Genomic DNA, 18,249 nt, shown 5'->3' with positions numbered 1-18,249 from the left:
CGGGCGCTCAGCGCCCGCGGCGAGCGCGCGCCCTGGACGGCGCACCGGCGACGCCGGGGCTGGCGTCCGCCAGGGCGCGGGTGAGCGGACGGCCGAGGTCGCCGCCCGGCTCGTGGCGCGCCGCGACCTCCTGCACCTTGCGGACGAGCCGCGTCACGTCGTGGTGGCGCACCGGGGAGCCGGCGGAGGCGCGGTCGCAGAAGAACGTGCGGCACCCGAGCGGCCTCGCGGCGTAGATCGCGCAGCGGCCGGCGTCGGTGAGCATCGGGCACCGCCGCTCCGAGGCCTGCGGCAACGCGCGCCGCCGGCTCGAGTCGCCGGCGGACGCCGCCGGCTCGGGCGCCCCGGTCCCGCCGGCTCGCACGATGCCCTCGAGCGCGCGGGGACCCCCCCGGGACGCGACCGCGCGCCGGATGGCAGCGAGCTCGATGGAGGTGACGTATGGCTCGCGGCCCGTGATGCCGAACCGACAGCATTCGGTCGAGGCCTGGCAGGTCCAGCCGTGAAAAGCGTCTTCCGCCTCGCGGTAAACGGCCGAGAGCTCGGCGAGCAGCTCGGCTTCGCGGACGGGTGGTTGAGGGGTAGCGGTTCGGCGCATTCGTCGAGAGTCTCTCGTGCTGATTGCACGAGCTGCGGCCGGCACGAGGCGGCGGCAGCGAAGGGGTGTGGTCCGGGGCGAGCAGCCTAGTGCCGCGCGCCTCCGCCGCGAAGCGGCGAGGAGGATCTTGTCAGGAGCTCTGACGCGCGGCACAAGCCCCGTCCGTTCTGGAGCGAGCTGCCCCTGCGACCGCGGAGTACGTCGGCGCCGCCGTGAACCCGCGCAGCGCTGGGCGGCGAGCGCGCACGCGCTATCCTCGCGATGGATGTCGGTTTTGCGCCCGAAGCTCCGAGCTCTAGACGTCGTCGTCATCCAGGATGAGCGCCACGGCCGCGCGCTGATGCTGCGCGACACCGAGGGCATCGCGCCGTCCGCCATCATCGTGCCGGCCGCGAGCTCCGCGGTGCTGGCGCGCTTCGACGGGAGGCGCTCCGTCGACGAGATCGCGCGAGACGCCTCCCGCGCGACAGGCCAGCACGTGGACGCCGCCCACGTGACGCAGCTGGCAGACGAGCTGGAACGCGCGTGGATGCTCGACAGCCCGCGGTTCCACGCGCGCCGGCGGACCGTGGTGCAGTCGTTCGACGCGGCGCCGATCCGGATGGCTGCCCACGCGGGCGGCGCGTACCACGGCGATCGATCGAGGCTCGCGGACTTCATCGAGCGCCAGTGCCTCCAGGCCGCGCGGCCGCAGGGCGGAGAGGCGCGCGCCGCGTCGCAAGGCGCGCCGAAGCGCATGGTCGGCCTCTGCGCGCCGCACATGGACCTCTGGCGCGCCGCCGTCGGCTACGGGTACGCCTACGCCGCGCTGGAGCAGGCGCTGGCCGCCCCGGGGCTGGAGAAGGTCGACACGTTCGTTCTGCTCGGGACGTCGCACGCCGCGATGCGCCGCCCGTACGCCGTCTGCGAGAAGACGTTCGCCACGCCGCTCGGCCCGCTCGATCCGGACCGCGAGATGATCGCGGAGCTCGCGGCGGCGAGCCGGTTCGACGTGCGCGAGGATCAGTACCTGCACAAGAACGAGCACTCGATCGAGTTCCAGGCCGTGTTCGTGCGGCACCTGCTCGGCGACCGCGCGGCGTCGATCGTGCCCATCCTCTGCGGTCTGTCGGAGTGCCAGGCGCGGCGCCGCGACCCGGCGCAGGACGACGGCGCCGAGTCGTTCCTGAAGGCGCTCGGCTACGCCCTGGCGAAGCGCCGCGATCGCGTCCTCGTGATCGCAGGAGCGGATCTCGCCCACGTCGGCCCGCGCTTCGGCGACCCTGCGCCGCTCGATCAGCGCCAGCGGAGGGCGCTGCGCGACCGCGATCTCGCCTCGATCGAGCGGGCGACGTCGATCGACCCGTCGGGCTTCTTCGCCGACGTCGCGCAGGACCTCGGCACGCGCCGCGTCTGCGGTCTCGGCCCCATCTACACGCTGCTCCGCGCGCTCCCGCCGTCGTCGCGGGGAGAGCTGCTGAACTACGAGCAGTGCGTCGACCCCGAGGAGGGGTCGATCGTCAGCCACACGTCTCTCGGATTTTACGGCTGAAGATCCGCGCCCGGCGCGTGCTCCCGCCTCGCGGGGAGGCGCGTCGAGAGCCCCTCGACGCTGGCGCGCCGCGAGGCTCCCGGGAGCATGGCGTGGGGTCGGCTCAGCCGCGCGGGACCCTGCGGCGCGCGATGTCGAGGCCGAGCCGGTCGGCCTCCCGGTAGATCGCCTGCCGCGACATGCCGAGGGCGCGCGCCGCCGAGGCGACGGAGCCGTTGGCCCGGGCGAGGGCATCCTCGAGGCGGGCGCGCGCGAGCGACGGATCCGTCGCCGGCGGGAGGTTCGGCTTCACGCGCTGCCCGCGCGAGAGCGAACCCGCGATCGGCGTCACGGAGAGCGGCCCCTCCGGCGAGGCCTGGGCCGCGGTCACGATGGCCGACTCGAGCTGCGGAACGCCGCCCGGCCAGCCGGAGCGGACGAGCGCCTCGAGGAGCTGCGGGGTGAAGCGATCGAGGCCGATCGCGTTGCGCTCCGCGATGTCGCGCACGATGAGCGGCACGTCCTCCCGCCGCAGCTCGAGCGTCGGGATCGTGACCCGCTTGCCGGAGAAGAGCGACGCGAACCACGGCGCCACGCGGCCGTCCCCTGCGGCGCGATCGAGCGGCTGCCCGGTCGTGGCGATGATGCTCACGCCGTTCGAGCGGCCGACCGAGTGCGCGATCTCCAGCTGCTGCGGGCGCGGGAGGCGATCGGCGTCGAGCACGAGCCACGTCGTCGGCCGCGCGCCGGGCGGGATGGCCGGCTTTGTCTCGGCGCCGCCGTCGACGATCAGCGTCTCGCCCAGCCCCTCGCGCACCGCGGCGGCGAGGCGAGCCAGCGTGCGCTTGCCGACCCCAGGCGCGCCCTCGATGCACACGCTGGAGCCCGACTGCACGAGCTTCATCACCGGGTCGATCCAGTCCTTGCGCTGCTTCGAGCCGAACACGAGCGACCCGAGCCGCGAGGGCGCGCCGTCGTAGAGCGCGAGGTGACGCTCGACGAAGACCGCGAGCTGCTGGCCGAGGCGGACCACGTCGCCGTGCATCACGCCGATGCGCCGGGCGCGGACGCCGTTCACCCACGTGCCGTCGTGGGTATCCATGTCCTCGATGTAACATCCGTCCGAGCGGACGCTGATCTTGGCGTGCTCCGGCGCGATCCCGTGCCCCTCGATGCGCCCGTCGCGCGCGGCGCTGCCGATCACGGCGCCGTCCATGAGGCTCACGATCCGCGGCGGAGCGTCGAGCCCGATCAGAACGAGCCCCCAGCCGCCATCATCGTCCTGTCGCTTGGCGTGGACTCCGGACCGGTACTCCTTCTGAAGAACCGGCGCCGCCGTTTCTACAACGTCCACTCGCAAAGCAGTCTGTTCGTTCATGCTCCCCCCAAGTCCAAAAGACCTGCCTGGTCGACCCAGGCCAACCAAGAGCGCGCCGGGCGGCGGGCACCCTTATGATGTAAGAGCCCGCCCCCCGGTGCCGCTGTCACGAACGCGAAGGCTTTTGTGAGCCGCACCGAGAGCGGTGCTGCTTGGCGAGCCCCCTCGCTCGCAATGGCCACACAATACTCGACCAGAGCGGCCGTGCAACCTGCCGGCGACGGAAGATTCAAGGTTTTGTTTCTGAGTGCTTGACTCTGGTCACGCCGATTGGTACTCATCCGCCACGCATCGACGGAGCCGCCCTCCGGTGATGACCTGGCGCGAATCAGGAATTCTCTGACAAGCGCCTTGAGAAGGAGTTTCCCGATTGATTTCTGGTTCGAGGCAGGTTCGAGATGTCTTCGAAACAGCCTCGATACAGCTTCGAGATAGCTGCTTCCTGGTTTGAGTGGCTGACGTCTGCGGGAGTAACTCAGTGGTAGAGTGCAACCTTGCCAAGGTTGACGTCGCGGGTTCAAATCCCGTCTCCCGCTCCGCAACATAGGCTCTGCAACAGCGAGCAAACCTCTGAGGCCGGTGTGACCCACCGGCCTCTGGTGTTTTGTTCCACCGCCTGGTGCGCGGCCGCGGGACCGCTGAAGAACGCACGGGGCGCTGCGGCGATCGATGCGCCGGGCGGCGGGCCTGTGATACGAGGATTCGCCTCATGTCGGCTCCGCTCCACGAGCGCCTGCGCCTGCTTGCCCACAGCCTCGAGCGGCAGTTCCTGGGCAAGGACGAGATCATCCGCCTGCTCATGATCGCGGTCGTCGCGGGCGAGCACTGCGTGCTCCTCGGCCCGCCCGGGACCGCGAAGAGCGCGCTCATCCGCACGCTCGCCGAGCTGATGCAGGCCCAGTACTTCGAGTACCTGCTCACGCGCTTCACCGAGCCGAACGAGATCTTCGGTCCCGTCGACATCGGCGCCTTCCGCGAGGGTGTCTACCGCCGGAACACCGCGGGGATGCTCCCCGAGGCGGAGATCGTCTTCCTCGACGAGGTCTTCAAGTCGAACAGCGCCATCCTGAACGCGCTGCTCACGCTGCTGAACGAGCGCAAGTTCTCGAGCGGCGGCCAGGTGATCCGCTGCCCGCTCATCAGCGTCTTCGCGGCGTCGAACGAGGTGCCGGGCGACGAGACGCTGACGGCGATCTTCGATCGCTTCCTGCTGCGGGTGCAGTCCGACAACCTCGACGCTTATCACTTCAGCGAGCTGCTCCAGCGCGGCATCCAGCAGGAGATCCGGCACATGGCCGGCGAGCCGCTCCGCCCGCTCGTGGCGGCCCGCGAGCTCGCGGAGCTCGGCCGGGGGTTCGGCGCGCGGATGAACTTCGGCGACGCGTTCCTGTCGGCCTACAAGGGGCTGGTGTTCCAGATCCGCGCCGAGGGGATCTCGCTCTCGGATCGCCGGGTCGTGAAGATGCTCAAGCTCTTCGCCGCGAGCGCGTACCTCGACGGACGGCAGGTGACGGACGCGAGCGACTTCTTCGTGCTCAAGCACATCTGGAACAACCAGGATCAGGCCGCGATCCTCGAGGGCATCGTGCAGCCGGTGCTCGAGGCGTTCTTCCGCGAGCACCCGGATCGCCGCCGCGTCGGCGCGCTCGGCGTCGGCGTGGAGGCGCTCGCCGCGGAGATCGATCGCATCCGACAGATCCTCACGGGCGGCGCCGCGCTCGGCGACGTCCAGCTGTTCAGTCAGCTCAAGGCGCTCGGCGAGATCAAGCAGGCGCTCGCCGGCATCAACGACGCCCGGGCCCGCGAGCTCGAGGCCCGCGTGTCTCAGCTGCTCGAGGCGTCGTTTCGGAGCGGGCGTTTCGCGCAGATCTAGCCGGGCCGTGGCCGGGCGCGTTCGTCGGGGCGATGTTGGCCCTGGAGCGCGACCTCGGCTGGGCCGGGCCGTGGCCGGGCGCGTTCGTCGGGGCGATGTTGGCCCTGGAGCGCGACCTCGGCTGGGCCGGGCCGGGGCGGGGCGCGTCGGTCGGGGCGATGTTGGCCCTGGAGCGCGACCTCGGCTGGGCCGGGCCGTGGCCGGGCGCGTCGGTCGGGGCGACGTTGGCCCTGGAGCGCGACCTCGGCTGGGCCGGGCCGGGGCGGGGCGCGTTCGCCGGGGCCACGTCGGCCCTGGAGCGCGACCTCGGCTGGGCCGGGCCGGCGCCAGGTGCGTCCGGGCCCTCGACGTCGGTCCTGGTGCGAGCCCTCGACGGCGCGGGCGCCCGGTTGCGCGCGGACGGACCGGCCGCCTCTGGCGCGGGCCGATGTGACGCCTTCGCGCTCGACCGGACGGTTCCGGCGGCGCGGCGATGATCGACCGGTCCAGACGACGCGCCCATCATCGCGCCGCGGATCCGCTTGGGAACGCCGAACGCCTCGCGGATGTGGAGGAGCTCGTCCACCGTCAGCGCGCGCCACTCCCCGGGCCGGAGCCCCTCCGAGGTGACGCCGGCGAACGTCGTCCGGGCCAGGCGCATGACGGGCCAGCCGCTCGCCTCGCCCATGCGCCGGATCTGCTGGTTGCGGCCCTCGCGGAGGGTCACCTCGAGCCACGTCTTGTCCCCCTCGCGGCGGAGCACCCGCGCTTCCGCGGGCAGGGTGACGCCGTCCTCGAGGCGGATCCCCTCGCGCCACGGCGCGAGGTCGTCGTCGCTCATGACGCCCTGCACCTTCAGCACGTACGTCTTCGGCACGCCTCCGCGCGGGTGGAGCAGCGCGTTGGCGAAGTCGCCGTCGTTCGTCATGAGGAGGATTCCGCTCGTCGCGAAATCGAGCCGACCCACGGGGTAGAGCCGCGCGCCCGTGCCTCGTACGTAGTCGGCGACCGTCGGGCGGCCCTCGGGATCGCGCAAGGTCGAGACGACGTTCCGCGGCTTGTGCAGGGCCAGGTAGACCGGGACCTCGGAGACAAGGCGCTTGCCGTCCACCTCGATCCGGTCCTTCTGCCGGTCGGCCTTCAAGCCGAGCTCGGTGACGACCTGGCCGTTCACGCGCACCCGCCCGGCCAGGATGAGCTCCTCGGAGGCCCGGCGTGAAGCGACCCCGGCGCGCGCGATGATCTTCTGGAGACGTTCTTCCATTGTGTTTTCAGGACCTGCGCGGACGCTGCGCTGCCGGTCGACGGCTCTGATAAGCACGCCCCTCGCGCGGCGTCGACCGACCTGGACAGCGCGCTCCTCGGGGCCGAGGCCGACCTCGACGCCGGCGCGCCGGCCGGCCCCTGGCGAGCGCCCGCCCCGGCAGGAGCACCAGCGCGCGCGACGCCGCGAGACCGGGCGGGCGCGACGGGCCCGGAGCCGGCGTTATTTCTTGCTGCCGGGCGGCTGCGCGCCCCCGCCGCCGTCCGCGGCCTCATTCGCCCTGTCCGCGGCGCTCTGGTCCTCCGCGGCCTTCTTCGCGGCCGCTGCAGCGGCCTCCTCTTCCTTCTTGCGCTCGTCGTCCTCGACGCGGCGGCGCACCTCGCTGTCGTGATCCCACCGGTCGACCCGCTCGTCGGCGTCGATGTCCACGCCCATCCGCTCGAGCCGGCCCATGCGGTAGATCTCCCAGACGTCCGGCTTGCCGTCGCGGTTCGTGTCCCGCTTGATGCGGGCGAGCTTGCCGCCGCTGTAGTACTTCCACTCGTCGGGGTTGCCGTCGCGATCGGAGTCGATCCGCACCTCCGCGAGCCTTCCGCTGGCGAAGGTGAGCCAGGTGTCGATCCGGCCGTCGTAGTTCGCGTCCGACTCCTCGTGCAGGCTCTCGCCCTTGTCGTTGTACCGGCGGACGACGTCCTTCACGCCGTCGAAGTTCGTGTCGATCTCGCGGCAGACGAGCGCCTTGTGGCGATCCTCGCCCGTGCCCACGATCTGCCAGACGCGTCGCACGTTGGGCTGGATGGCCCCCGGCCCCGCGGTCTCGCTCGCCTCGCGATCGCCTCTGCCCTTCCATTCGCACATCGAGCGATCGTCGATGCTGCCGTCGGGGTTGCGAGCCGCCTCGACCTTCGGCGCCTTCGTGCCTTCGAACCCTGGATCCGAGCCGCAGGCGGCGACGAGCAGGCCGAGCGCGGCCAGCGCGATGAGCGCTTCTCTCCTCATGTCATGGTCCCTTCCTGGCGGCCGGCTGGCTCGCGGGGGTCGCGGGCGCGGAGCCCGCCGGCGCGGCGTTCGCGGGCGCGGCGCTCGTCGCCGGGGCCGCGCCGGCGGGGGCCGAGGCGGACGCGGCGTTCGCGGGCGCGGCGCTCGCCGCCGGGGCCCCGCCGGTTGCGGCGCCCTGCGGCGCGCCGTCCGCAGGCTGCCCGGCGGCGCTCGCGCTGCCCGCGGGAGGCGCCGCGCTGCCCGGCGGAGGCGCGATCGGCCTGGGCGCGCCGTACGACTCGGCGCAGAGATCCACCACGCTGCCGGGATCGGGCTTGCCGTCGGCGTTCTGATCGGTGGTCACGACCGCGCATTTCGCGTCGTTCGGGTTGTTGAACTGCCACCACTGGTCGACGATCTGATCGCCGTCGGAGTCGCGCTCGCGGCGGACGAGGCGCGCCCCCTCGTAGTAGTCCCAGGTGTCGAGCTTGTCGTCGAAGTTGGTCTCGCGCTCCTTCAGCACGACGGCGCCGCGCTCGAGGTGAGCGATCTCGTCGGCGCGCCCGTCGCGATCGAAGTCCGACTCGCGGCGGCGCTCAGCCCCCTTGGCGTCGTAGTAGATGAAGGCGTCGATCGCGCCGTCCAGGTTCAGATCGACGACCCGGCAGACCTCCCGGCCGTCCTTCTTCACGTGGATGATGTCGGGCATCCGGTCGCCGTTCACATCGACCTTCTGCGCAGCGGCGGAGTCCTTCTCGCAGGGCTCGTGGACGATCGCCGTGTCCCGCTCGCCGGTCGCGCTCTTCGCGCCGGTCGGCGCCGGCGTCGATGAGGCGCAGGAGGCCACGAAGACGGTCATCAAGGCCACGAGCGAGCACCTGGGCGACGGCCAGGTGAGCGGGAATCGCGTCATCAAGAGATTCCTCCGGCGGGCCCTGGACTTTCGGGACGGAAGCTCGTCGCGCCGGGCGAGCCGTCCCGACGCGGACCAGCTTCGGGCGCAGTCTAGACCGCGGTTCATCCGCACATCAAGAAGCCCAGGGGAGGCGGCGCTCTCGACAGGCTTCCCACGCGCGGCACCCGACCCCATGCAACGAGCGAGGGAGCGAGGCAGCCGGGGGGAGGCGTGGAGGGGGCGGGGGGAGGCGTGGAGGCGGAAGGCGTGGAGGGGGAAGGCGTGGAGAGGCGTGGAGACCGACAGCGCCATTCCGATTGACAACACACGTACCGGCATCTAGGGTAACGTCTTGTCAGTCGTACCTTTCGAGACTGGCGGGTTACCCTCCCGGGCGTGACATGTCGCGGAAGAAAGTCTCGACGACCATCTACATCACGCCCGAGCAGGCCGAGCGGCTGAAGATGCTGCACGAACGCACCAAGGTCCCGATCGCCGTCTACATCCGCGAGGGGATAGACCTGGTCCTCAAGCACTACGAGCACGTGCTGCCGGGGCAGATGTCGCTGGAGAGCACACCGGCCCCGCCGCCGCCGACCCCGAAGAAGTGACCCGGTGCCGGCGGCCGCGACGGCGGGCCGCGAGCTCCCGGGGAGAGCGCGAGCGCCAGGGGGCCGGAGCGCCTGGACGCCGTGCGCTGTCCGGGCGAATAGCTTCGCGGCGCGGGTCGCGCTAGGAGCAAGCGCGCCGCGGTCCACCACGTCCCCGCGGCGCTCGCAGAGCCGCGCGCTGCGGTTCGTTCCCCAGAGGGGGCGCGGACGTGTGGTCCGCTCCTTCGCAATCTCGGTCGAGGCCGCGCGCTGCGGCCGTTAACGGTGGTCAGGGCGCCGCGCCCCGAAGCTCGCTATGCCTGTTGATTCCAAGCTCATCCGCAACTTCTCGATCATCGCCCACATCGACCACGGCAAGTCCACGCTCGCCGACCGCATCCTCGACGTGACCGGGGCGCTCACCGCCCGCGAGCAGAAGGAGCAGTTCCTCGACAAGATGGACATCGAGCGCGAGCGGGGGATCACGATCAAGGCCCAGACCGTGCGGCTCGACTACACCGCGAAGGACGGGCAGACATACCGGCTGCACCTCATCGATACGCCCGGGCACGTCGACTTCAACTACGAGGTCTCGCGCAGCCTCCAGGCGTGCGAGGGCGCGCTGCTCGTGGTCGACGCGACCCAGGGCGTGGAGGCGCAGACCCTCGCGAACGTCTTCCTCGCGCTCGACAACAACCTCGCGATCGTCCCGGTCCTCAACAAGATCGACCTCCCCTCGGCCGACGTCGACCGGACGACGCGCGAGATCGAGGACGTCATCGGCCTGGACTGCTCCGGCGCCATCCCGGCCAGCGCCAAGACCGGGATCGGCATCGCGGAGATCCTCGAGGCGGTGGTCTCGCGCGTCCCGGCGCCGAAGGGCGATCTGAACGCGGCGCCCCGCGCGCTCATCTTCGACAGCTGGTACGACAGCTACCGCGGCGCGGTCGTGATGGTGCGCGTCGTCGACGGCGTCCTCAGGAAGGGGCAGAAGGTCCGCTTCATGGCGACCGGCCGCGACTACGAGCTCACGGAGATGGGCGTGTTCACGCCCCACGCGACCGCCATCACCGAGCTCGGGCCAGGGGAGGTCGGCTTCCTCGTCGGCAACATCAAGAGCGTTGTCGACACGAAGATCGGCGACACGGTGACGGACGCCGTCCACCCAGCGACGACGCCGCTGCCCGGCTTCAAGGAGGTCAAGCCGATGGTCTTCGCCGGGATCTTCCCGACGGACTCGGCCCAGTACGAGGACCTCCGCGACGCCCTGTCGAAGCTCCACATGAACGACGCCGCGTTCGTCTTCGAGCCCGACACGTCCGAGGCGCTCGGGTTCGGCTTCCGGTGCGGCTTCCTCGGCTTGCTCCACATGGAGATCATCCAGGAGCGGCTCGAGCGCGAGTACAACCTCGACCTCATCACGACGGCGCCGAGCGTCGTTTACCACTGCTTCCTGAACGACGGCTCGATGAAGTCGATCGAGAACCCGGCGAAGCTCCCGCCGCCGAACCTCATCGATCGCATCGAGGAGCCGATCTTCCGGATGACCGTCCACGTGCCGTCGACGTACGTCGGCGCGGTCCTCGCCCTGTGCCAGGAGCGGCGCGGGGAGCAGAAGTCGATCCAGTACGCCTCGTCCGACCGCGTGATCATCACCTACGACATGCCCCTCAGCGAGGTGCTCTTCGACTTCCACGACAAGCTGAAGAGCGTGTCGCGCGGCTACGCGTCGATGGACTACGAGCTCGTCGGGTACCGCGCCGACGAGCTCATCAAGCTGGACATGATGGTGAACGGCGACCCGCTCGACGCCCTGAGCGTCATCGTGCACCGGGACAAGGCGTACGCCCGGGGCCGGGACCTCGCCGTGAAGCTCAAGGACATCGTGCCGCGTCAGCAGTACGAGGTCGCCATCCAGGCGGCGATCGGGTCGAAGATCATCGCGCGGACGACCGTGAAGGCGATGCGCAAGGACGTGACCGCCAAGTGCTACGGCGGCGACATCAGCCGCAAGCGCAAGCTCCTCGAGAAGCAGAAAGAGGGCAAGAAGCGGATGAAGATGGTCGGCAGCGTCGAGATCCCGCAGGAGGCGTTCCTCGCCATCCTGAAGATCGACTGAGGCGCGGCGGCGCTGTTTGCCGCGCGCCGCCCCTCGCGCCGGGCGGGCACGCGAGCGTGGCGGCGCGCGTCCGCCGCCCGTATAAGCCGGCCATGGAGCCCGCCCCCGTCCGCCCGCGCGTCCGCCGCGCGGCGCCCCCTGTCCTCGCCCTTGCCCTCGGCCTCGCCGTCCTCGCCTGCGACGACGCGCGCGCCCCGGCGCCGGGAGCGTCCCCCTCGGCTCCCGCGCCGCCGGCCGCGGAGAGCGCCGCGCCGGCGCCGAGCGCCGCGCCGGCCCCCGCGGCCCCGTCGGCCGCCAGGCGGGAGATGCCGCCGCGGCCCGTCCCGATCGGGTCGAGCGGGCCGATCCAGCCGAGCGCCCCGCCGGAGCAGCAGATGATGGCGATCCAGTACACGCTCGCCATGGTGTCGCCGCAGCCGACCGACCCGCTGGTCGACAAGGCCTACCTCGACGCCATCGTGCCGAAGCTCGCCGTGGCGGTGCGCACCGCGGACAAGGGCAAGACCCCGCCCAACCCCGCGAAGGCGACCAAGGGGAACCGCAAGATCGAGGTCGACATGGGCAAGGGCTGCAACGAGCGCACCCCGTCGAACCTGCTCGCGCAGCGGGCAGGCTCTTCGCTCCGGGAGGCGTACGACGCGGGCGTCCTCGTCGTCTCCTGCCACGACGACCTGTGGGAGTGCCACCAGTCGACGCGGGATCCGTCCGACGTCCTGTGCCACGCAGCGCCGCGGCGCTGAGCGTGGTATGGGCTGCGTCTGCCATGCAGGAGACGCTTGCCTACTCGCTCCCCGGCGCCACCAACGCGCTCCCTCGAACCGACCCGCTCGCCGAGATGCTCGTCGAGCTGAACAGCGGACGCCCGCCGCTCGCCAGGCTGCGCCACGACGCCACCATCGCGTTCGGCCCCGCCATGCGCGTCGAGCGCTTCGTCCTCGGCAACGGGCTCAAGGTGCTCGTGCTCGTCGACGGCTCGGCCCCCGTGGTCTGCCTGCAGACCTGGTTCGGCGTCGGATCGCGCCACGAGCGCATTGGCAAGACCGGCATCGCCCACCTCTTCGAGCACCTCATGTTCGGCGAGACGGAGAGCGTCGCCCACGGCGCGTTCGACAGGATGCTCGAGGAGGCCGGCGCCGAGACGAACGCGGCGACGTTCCTCGACTGGACCTACTACCACACGAACCTCCCGAAGGACGCGCTCGAGCTGACCCTCCGCCTCGAGGCGGAGCGCATGGCGCGGCTCGTCCTCCGCGACCCTCAGGTGTCGAGCGAGAAGGAGGTCGTCGCCAACGAGCGGCGGCAGCGGGTCGACGACGACGTCGACGGGTCGGTGAGCGAGCTGCTCTACAAGGAGGCGTTCCGCAAGCACGCCTACGGGTGGCCGACCATCGGCTGGATGGAGGACATCAAGGGCTTCACGACCGAGGACTGCGTCGAGTTCTACCGGACGTACTACGCCCCCAACAACGCGGCGCTCGTCCTCGTGGGCGACGTCGCGCTCGATCAGGCGCTGCGGGGGGTGCAGGACCATTACGGCGCCCAGGAGCCGTCGAAGATCCCGGTCGAGGACGTGTCCCCCGAGCCGCCGCAGACGGAGGAGCGCCGCGCCGAGGTGGCGAAGCCGACTGCCACGCACAAGGTCGCGATCGGCTATCGCTCGCCGGCGCTCGGGGACTTCGACCACGCGCCGCTGGTGCTGCTGAACGAGATCCTCTTCGGCGGACGGTCGTCGCGCGTGCACCGCGCGCTCGTGCAGGAGCAGGAGATCGCGAGCGAGGTCCGCGGCTGGGTCGGCTCGTTCCGCGACCCCGCGCTCTACGACGTCTACCTCTCGGCCCGCGGCGAGCACAACGGCCAGGCGCTCCTCGACGCGCTCGAGCCGCTCCTGGAGGCGGTGCGTCGCGCTCCTGTCACCGAGGCGGAGCTCGACCGCGCGAAGGCGCGCATCGAGCTCTCCGTCCTGCAGGGGCTCGAGACGGTCGCCGGCAAGGCCGAGCAGATCGGCTTCTACGAGACGGTGCTCGGCGACCCCGCGGCCCTGTTCGAGCGGCTCGCCGCGTACCGGCGGGTGACCGTGGGGGACCTGCTGCGCGCGGCGCGGCGGTACCTCGTGAGCTCGGCGCGGACCGTGATCCACGTGACCCCGGACGGGTCGAGCGCCGAGGACGACGCGGAAGAGACAGACGCGGAGAGCGAGGAGGCATCGTGAGCCAGAGCGTGAAGAGCGGCCTCGCCTGGGGCGCCGAGGGGCAGGGCAGGGGGGCGCCGGGCGGGCGCGTGGCGCCGCGGGAGGGCGCGGTGCTCGTGGAGACGAGCCACGCGCTCCCCATCGTCAGCATCATCGTCGCGTTCCGCTCCGGCTCGGCGTACGACCCGGTCGCGCGCGAAGGGCTCGCCCGGATCACGGCGCGCATGCTCCGCCGCGGCGCCGAGGGCTACAGCGCGAACGAGATCGAGGAGACGATCGACGCGCTCGGCGGGGAGTTCGGCGCCGACGTGGCGACGAGCGCGACGATGGTGCACTTCGAGGTGATCAAGCGATCGCTCGACCGGTTCATCGAGCTCGGGGCCACGCTGCTCGCGCGCCCGACGTTCTCGCCGTCCGAGCTCGCGCGGCTCCTGCGCGAGGCCGAGGCCGAGCTCATCGAGGCGCGCGACAGCGATCGGTCGCTCTGCAGCCGCGCCTTCCGGCGGACGCTGTTCGCCGGGCACCCCTACGGCCGCCGCATCGCGGGCACCATCCCGACGCTGCGGGAGATCACGCGCGACGACGTCGCGGCCTTCTACGCGCGGCACTACACCCGGCGCAACGCGATCGTGGCCATCTCGGGCGACATCGAGGCCGCCGAGGCGCACGCGATCGCGGAGCGGCTCCTGGCCGGCTTGCCCGAGGGCGAGCCGGTCCCCGATCCGGTGCCTGATCCCGAGGCCCGGCGGGGGCGGTGCCTCGTGTTCGTCGACAAGCCCGAGCGGACACAGACGCAGATGGTCATCGGCGGGCTCGGCACCGACGCCCACGACCCCGATCACATGGCGCTCGTCGTCGCGAACACCGCCTTCGGCGGCACCTTCTCGTCGCGGCTGATGCAGGAGGTGCGCGCCAAGCGCGGCTGGTCCTACGGCGCCTCGTCGCGGGCGGGCTTCGACAGGCACCGCGACGCCTTCACTATGTGGACCGCGCCCGCGGCGTCGGACGCCGCCGCCTGCCTCTCCCTGCAGCTCGGGCTGCTGGAGGCGCTGCGGCGCGACGGGATCACGGAGGACGAGCTCACGTTCGTGAAGCGCTACCTCGTCCGCTCCCACGCGTTCGAGATCGACACCGCGCGGAAGCGCGTGCACCAGCGGCTCGAGGAGATCCTGTACGACCTGCCCGAGGGCTACCACGACGGCTACCTGCAGCGGGTCGAGGCGGTGACGCTCGACGAGGCGAACGCCGCCGTGCGCCGCCGGATCTCGGAGGACGATCTCGTGATCGGCGTCGTCGGGACGCACGAGGAGATCGGCGAGGTGGTCGCCGCGGCCGTCCCGAAGCTCGCCGAGGTGAAGGTCGAGCCGTACGACCTCGAGTAACCCGGGCGCGGCGCTGGAGGGCCAAGGGCGCGCGCGCGGGGCGAGAGCGTCCACGACGCCGGAAGCGAGCCCGTCGTGGACGCTCTCGCCCCGCGGACGAGCGACCCCGGGGCTGTCCGCGAGGCCGAGCCGCCTGCCCGCGCCGCGGGGCAGCGCCGCGATCGCAACGCCCTTCGGGGGCTGGCATCGAAGGCGCTGCTTCTTCGCGAGATCGAGGCAGGGCACGCGCTGCGCCTCTGGACCTCCGGCGCCATCGGCCGCGATCGCTCCGCAGGCGACGTACGGCCTCGCCCCGGCGCTCCCCGGCGCTGGCTCGCGAGGGCGAACCACGGGAGCTTGCGATGAAGGCACGAATTCTCCACGCGCCGGTCCTTGCGGCGGTGACCGCGCTCGCCGGTCCCGCTGCTGCAGCGGTCCCCCTCACGATCACCCATCAGGGGCGCCTGTTCAACGCGGCAGGTCAGCCCATCGACGACACGCTCGACGTGGTGTTCGCGCTCTACGACGCGCTCGACGCGCCCGTGCCCATCTGGAGCGAGGTCCACACGATCACATTCGACGACGGCTATTTCTCGGTCGATCTCGGCGAGCTCGCGCCCGTCGACAAGCCCGTCCGCGACGGCACGGCGCGCTACCTGGGGATCACCGTGGGGAACGACCCCGAGATGAGCCCGCGCGCCAGGGTGGCGAGCGTCCCGTATGCGCTCCAGGCCAGCAATGTCGCCGGTGACATCACGCCGAACTCCGTGTCCATCGCCGGACGTCTCGTCATCGACAGCAGCGGGCTGTGGGTCGGCGAGCCGGTCGGGCTGCAGGGCGCGCCGGGGCCGTCCGGCCCGCCGGGGCCGTCCGGCCCGATCGGTCCCGCCGGGCCGCCCGGCGCAGCGGGGCCGCCCGGTGCGCAGGGGACCGCCGGTCCACCAGGACCGCCCGGCGTCGTCTCGAGCACCTCCGTCTCCGGCGCCGGCGCCGATCCGCGGCCATCGCTGCAGTTCCTCGCGGCGCCCGCCACAGTGAGCGTGACCGCGCTCGGGCAGCGCGTCGTCGTCGTGTCCAACAAGGTGCTCGGCGCCGAGGAGTCCCCTGCGGACGGGCTCTTTCTCTGGATCTGCTCCCAGCAGATCGCGCCGCTCGGGGACATCAGCAGCGCCGGGACTGGCATCTACGCGCTGCGGGTCCCGGCGAACACAAGCATCGTCATGGGGCTGAACGCCGTGCTCTCGCTGCCCCCGGGCCAGTACAACGTCGGTCTCTGCGGAAAGTCGGAGAGCCGCTACTGGACCAACAACGACTATTCCTACACGTCCGCGGTCGTCACCATGGAGTAAGGTCGGGCTGGGCGGACATGCGCGCGCGTTGTTGAAGATGCGCGGCGCCTGCCACAGCGATGCCACCATGCAGAAGGAGCTGATGACCCCGGCGGCGATCCTGCTCGGCAGCCTCATCATCGCCGCGGGTCTCTACTTCGGTCTCCAGCAGCCGGTGCCCTCCGCGCCCCCTCCGGCCAGCGCGGAGGCCCGGGCTGCGTCGGCGCGGGCGCCGGCAGCACCGGCGGAGGCGCCGGCATCGGCAGGGACGCCGTCGCAGCCGATACCTCGCCCCGCGGCGGCAGCGCCGTCGTCCGCCCTGCCGAGCGAGCTCTACGAACGCGTCGCGGCGGACGCCGCCAGCGCGCTCGAGGCGCGGCGGCCGCTCTTCGTGAAGCAGTGCTGGGAACCCTCGCTCAAGAAGAACCCAACGCCCGCGCGCGCCAGGTACCTCTTCAACATGACCTTCGACGAGTCCGGGAAGGAGATCGCCCGCGGTATCAGCGAGGTGCGAGGGATGGACCGCCCCGACGCCGCGCACTGCCTCCGGATGATCCCGCTCGGGATCGGCGTGCCGCCGCCCGGAGCGCGCGTCGCCGTCGAGGTCGAGCTGACCCTGCCGTGAGCGCGCCCTCGCCGCAGCTGCGTTCTGACGCCACCGTTTGTCCGCGATGGGCGCTGGGCTAAGGTCACCCCGTGCCTTGGCTTGCTGAGCTCGCCCTGCACCTGATCCGCGCGCTGCACCTCGTCGTCCTCACGGTCGCGCCGACGTGGCTCTCGCCCGAGCCGCTGCCGCCGCGCGCGCTCGCCCTCTGGGGCTCGCTCTCGGCGGCCGCGCTCGCCGCGGCGCTCGGCCTCTCCGCGTGGTTCGCGGCGCGGCTGGAGACGCGCCTCGCCAGGAACGGGGCGGCGCTGCTGTGGGTCGCGATCGCCACGGCGCTCGCGGCCACGCTCTACTACCGCGGGCCCCGCGCGCCGCTCGCGCAGGGCGTCTTCGTCGTCGCGGTGCCGCTGTGGGCGGCGCTCGCGACGCTCGCCGCGGCCGCCGCGGAGCACTGGCTCGGCTCGAGCTTCAAGCACCGGCGGATGGGGGCCGCGATCCTCATGATCGGCCTCGGCTCCGTCCAGGTGCTCGGGGCGTCGTCCCTGCTCGGCTCGCGCGAGCCGATGTGGTGGGCGGCGCTGCGCCGCGACGGAGCGCACCTGCGCGCGGTCGACGAGCTCACGACGCCGCTCCTGGCGCAGCGCAAGCTGGACGAGCTCGACGGCGTCGCCGCGCGCTGCCTGAAGATGCACCCGCTCGCCCCCGAGCCCGCCGGTTCCGCCGCGCCCGCCACGTGCGCGTGCCTGGCGCTGCGCGCCGAGGCGAGGCTCCACGCCCGCAACGCCGGCGCTGCGCTCCGCGACGCGGAGGCAGCGCTCGAGCGATGCCCGGAGCAGAAGGGCGCGCGCGCCGTCCTGGCCGAGGCGCTCGCCGTCGCCGGCCGCACCGAGCGCGCGGAGGCGGAGGCGCGGGCCGCGCTGGAGCAGGGCGGCGAGCCGTCGCGGCTCCTCTACGCGCTCGCGCTCGCGCACCAGCGCGCGGGTCGCCTGGCGGAGGCCAGGGCCGAGGCAGAGCGCGCGATCGAGGCCGGCGCCGGCCGGAAGGCGCAGCTCCTCGCGGGGGCGCTCGCGATCCTGGCCGGGGATCTCGACGGGGCGCAGGCGCGCCTCACGCCGCTCGCCCAGCAGGACCCCTCCGACGCCGAGGTGCTCTACAACCTCGCGCTCATCGCCGACAAACGCGGCGACTACAACGGCGCGCGCCAGGGCTACCTCGCCGCCCTGAAGGCCGACCCGAGGAACGCGGAGGCGCGCTACAACCTGGCGCTCCTGACGTTCCGCGCCGGCATCGTCGAAGAGTCGCGCCACCACGCGCGCAAGTTCCTCGAGACCTTCCCGGACGATCCGCGCGGCAGCCAGCTCGCGCGCACGACGGGCACGCCGCTCGGCGCCGCGAGCAACGGCGGCTCGCCCCCGGCCCGGTCCGGCGCGCGGCGGCCTGCGCAGGAGCCCGGCGCGAGCTCGGGCGCTCGCTAGGTCCGCGCGTCAGCGAGCCCCGCCAGGGATTCGTGATGCGCGAAACCATCGGCGCGCGAGCCGCGCGCGGGCAGCCATCGGCGCGCGTCTCGCGCGCCGGCAGGCCGGC

At 72.2% G+C, this 18,249-nt stretch carries 15 protein-coding genes and 1 tRNA gene; 11 read left to right on the top strand and 5 right to left on the bottom strand.

Annotated features, from left to right (window positions below; all coding sequences use genetic code 11):
- Positions 1 to 7: 7 nt before the first annotated feature.
- Positions 8 to 598 carry a YkgJ family cysteine cluster protein gene (locus WME89_RS24045; RefSeq protein WP_438011426.1) on the bottom strand — a complete coding sequence of 197 codons (591 nt, stop codon included), beginning with the start codon at positions 596 to 598 and terminating at the stop codon, positions 8 to 10.
- A gap of 265 nt (positions 599 to 863) precedes the next feature.
- On the opposite strand from WME89_RS24045, the gene amrB reads away from it, so the two are divergent.
- Positions 864 to 2,129 carry an AmmeMemoRadiSam system protein B gene (gene amrB / locus WME89_RS24040; protein WP_438011425.1) on the top strand — a complete coding sequence of 422 codons (1,266 nt, stop codon included), beginning with the start codon at positions 864 to 866 and terminating at the stop codon, positions 2,127 to 2,129.
- 103 nt (positions 2,130 to 2,232) lie between these two features.
- Here the strand turns inward: amrB and WME89_RS24035 are convergent, their stop codons facing one another.
- Positions 2,233 to 3,462, bottom strand: coding sequence for an FHA domain-containing protein (locus WME89_RS24035; protein ID WP_438011424.1), 1,230 nt, complete (start codon positions 3,460 to 3,462; stop codon positions 2,233 to 2,235).
- A gap of 488 nt (positions 3,463 to 3,950) precedes the next feature.
- On the opposite strand from WME89_RS24035, the gene WME89_RS24030 reads away from it, so the two are divergent.
- Together WME89_RS24030 and WME89_RS24025 are read left to right on the top strand one after the other, a co-directional pair.
- Positions 3,951 to 4,022 (top strand) — tRNA-Gly (locus WME89_RS24030).
- A gap of 173 nt (positions 4,023 to 4,195) precedes the next feature.
- Complete coding sequence (locus WME89_RS24025; RefSeq protein ID WP_061614937.1) at positions 4,196 to 5,359, top strand: AAA family ATPase; 1,164 nt, start codon at positions 4,196 to 4,198, stop codon at positions 5,357 to 5,359.
- Here WME89_RS24025 and WME89_RS24020 read toward each other — a convergent pair.
- The 3 genes from WME89_RS24020 to WME89_RS24010 all read right to left on the bottom strand — a co-directional run bounded on the left by WME89_RS24020 (position 5,271) and on the right by WME89_RS24010 (position 8,493).
- Positions 5,271 to 6,602: a pseudouridine synthase gene (locus WME89_RS24020; protein ID WP_438011423.1), complete on the bottom strand. Its 1,332-nt coding sequence runs from the start codon at positions 6,600 to 6,602 to the stop codon at positions 5,271 to 5,273. The two genes, WME89_RS24025 and WME89_RS24020, sit on opposite strands and share 89 nt — an antisense overlap.
- Positions 6,603 to 6,824: 222 nt before the next feature.
- A complete protein-coding gene (locus WME89_RS24015) occupies positions 6,825 to 7,601 on the bottom strand; it encodes a hypothetical protein (RefSeq protein ID WP_438011422.1) in 777 nt (258 codons plus the stop codon).
- A gap of 1 nt (position 7,602) precedes the next feature.
- A complete protein-coding gene (locus tag WME89_RS24010) occupies positions 7,603 to 8,493 on the bottom strand; it encodes a hypothetical protein (RefSeq protein WP_438011421.1) in 891 nt (296 codons plus the stop codon).
- Between the two features lie 383 nt (positions 8,494 to 8,876).
- Here WME89_RS24010 and WME89_RS24005 point away from each other — a divergent pair, with 383 nt between their 5' ends.
- From WME89_RS24005 to WME89_RS23970, 8 genes are all read left to right on the top strand, one after another.
- A complete protein-coding gene (locus tag WME89_RS24005) occupies positions 8,877 to 9,086 on the top strand; it encodes a ribbon-helix-helix domain-containing protein (RefSeq protein WP_437663918.1) in 210 nt (69 codons plus the stop codon).
- Positions 9,087 to 9,381: 295 nt separating this feature from the next.
- Positions 9,382 to 11,184, top strand: coding sequence for a translation elongation factor 4 (gene lepA, locus WME89_RS24000; RefSeq protein WP_437663920.1), 1,803 nt, complete (start codon positions 9,382 to 9,384; stop codon positions 11,182 to 11,184).
- 92 nt (positions 11,185 to 11,276) lie between these two features.
- Positions 11,277 to 11,924 carry a hypothetical protein gene (locus WME89_RS23995; RefSeq protein ID WP_437627561.1) on the top strand — a complete coding sequence of 216 codons (648 nt, stop codon included), beginning with the start codon at positions 11,277 to 11,279 and terminating at the stop codon, positions 11,922 to 11,924.
- A 23-nt stretch (positions 11,925 to 11,947) separates the two neighbouring features.
- Complete coding sequence (locus WME89_RS23990; protein WP_438011420.1) at positions 11,948 to 13,393, top strand: M16 family metallopeptidase; 1,446 nt, start codon at positions 11,948 to 11,950, stop codon at positions 13,391 to 13,393.
- A complete protein-coding gene (locus tag WME89_RS23985) occupies positions 13,390 to 14,754 on the top strand; it encodes a M16 family metallopeptidase (RefSeq protein ID WP_438011419.1) in 1,365 nt (454 codons plus the stop codon). The genes WME89_RS23990 and WME89_RS23985 overlap by 4 nt, the downstream gene beginning before the upstream one ends.
- A 341-nt stretch (positions 14,755 to 15,095) precedes the next feature.
- On the top strand, positions 15,096 to 16,082 hold the full coding sequence (locus WME89_RS23980; RefSeq protein ID WP_438011418.1) for a collagen-like protein: 987 nt from the start codon (positions 15,096 to 15,098) through the stop codon (positions 16,080 to 16,082).
- Between the two features lie 67 nt (positions 16,083 to 16,149).
- The gene (locus tag WME89_RS23975) at positions 16,150 to 16,686 is read left to right on the top strand and encodes a hypothetical protein (protein WP_438011417.1); all 537 of its coding nucleotides are present in this window, start codon (positions 16,150 to 16,152) and stop codon (positions 16,684 to 16,686) included.
- Positions 16,687 to 16,757: 71 nt separating this feature from the next.
- On the top strand, positions 16,758 to 18,140 hold the full coding sequence (locus WME89_RS23970; protein ID WP_438011416.1) for a tetratricopeptide repeat protein: 1,383 nt from the start codon (positions 16,758 to 16,760) through the stop codon (positions 18,138 to 18,140).
- Positions 18,141 to 18,249: the final 109 nt, after the last annotated feature.

This window comes from Sorangium sp. So ce321 (assembly GCF_051530195.1).
In the GTDB taxonomy this organism is placed as follows: domain Bacteria; phylum Myxococcota_A; class Polyangia; order Polyangiales; family Polyangiaceae; genus Sorangium.
Note: the sequence above shows the minus strand (reverse complement) of the source record. Positions and strands in the feature narration are given on the sequence as shown.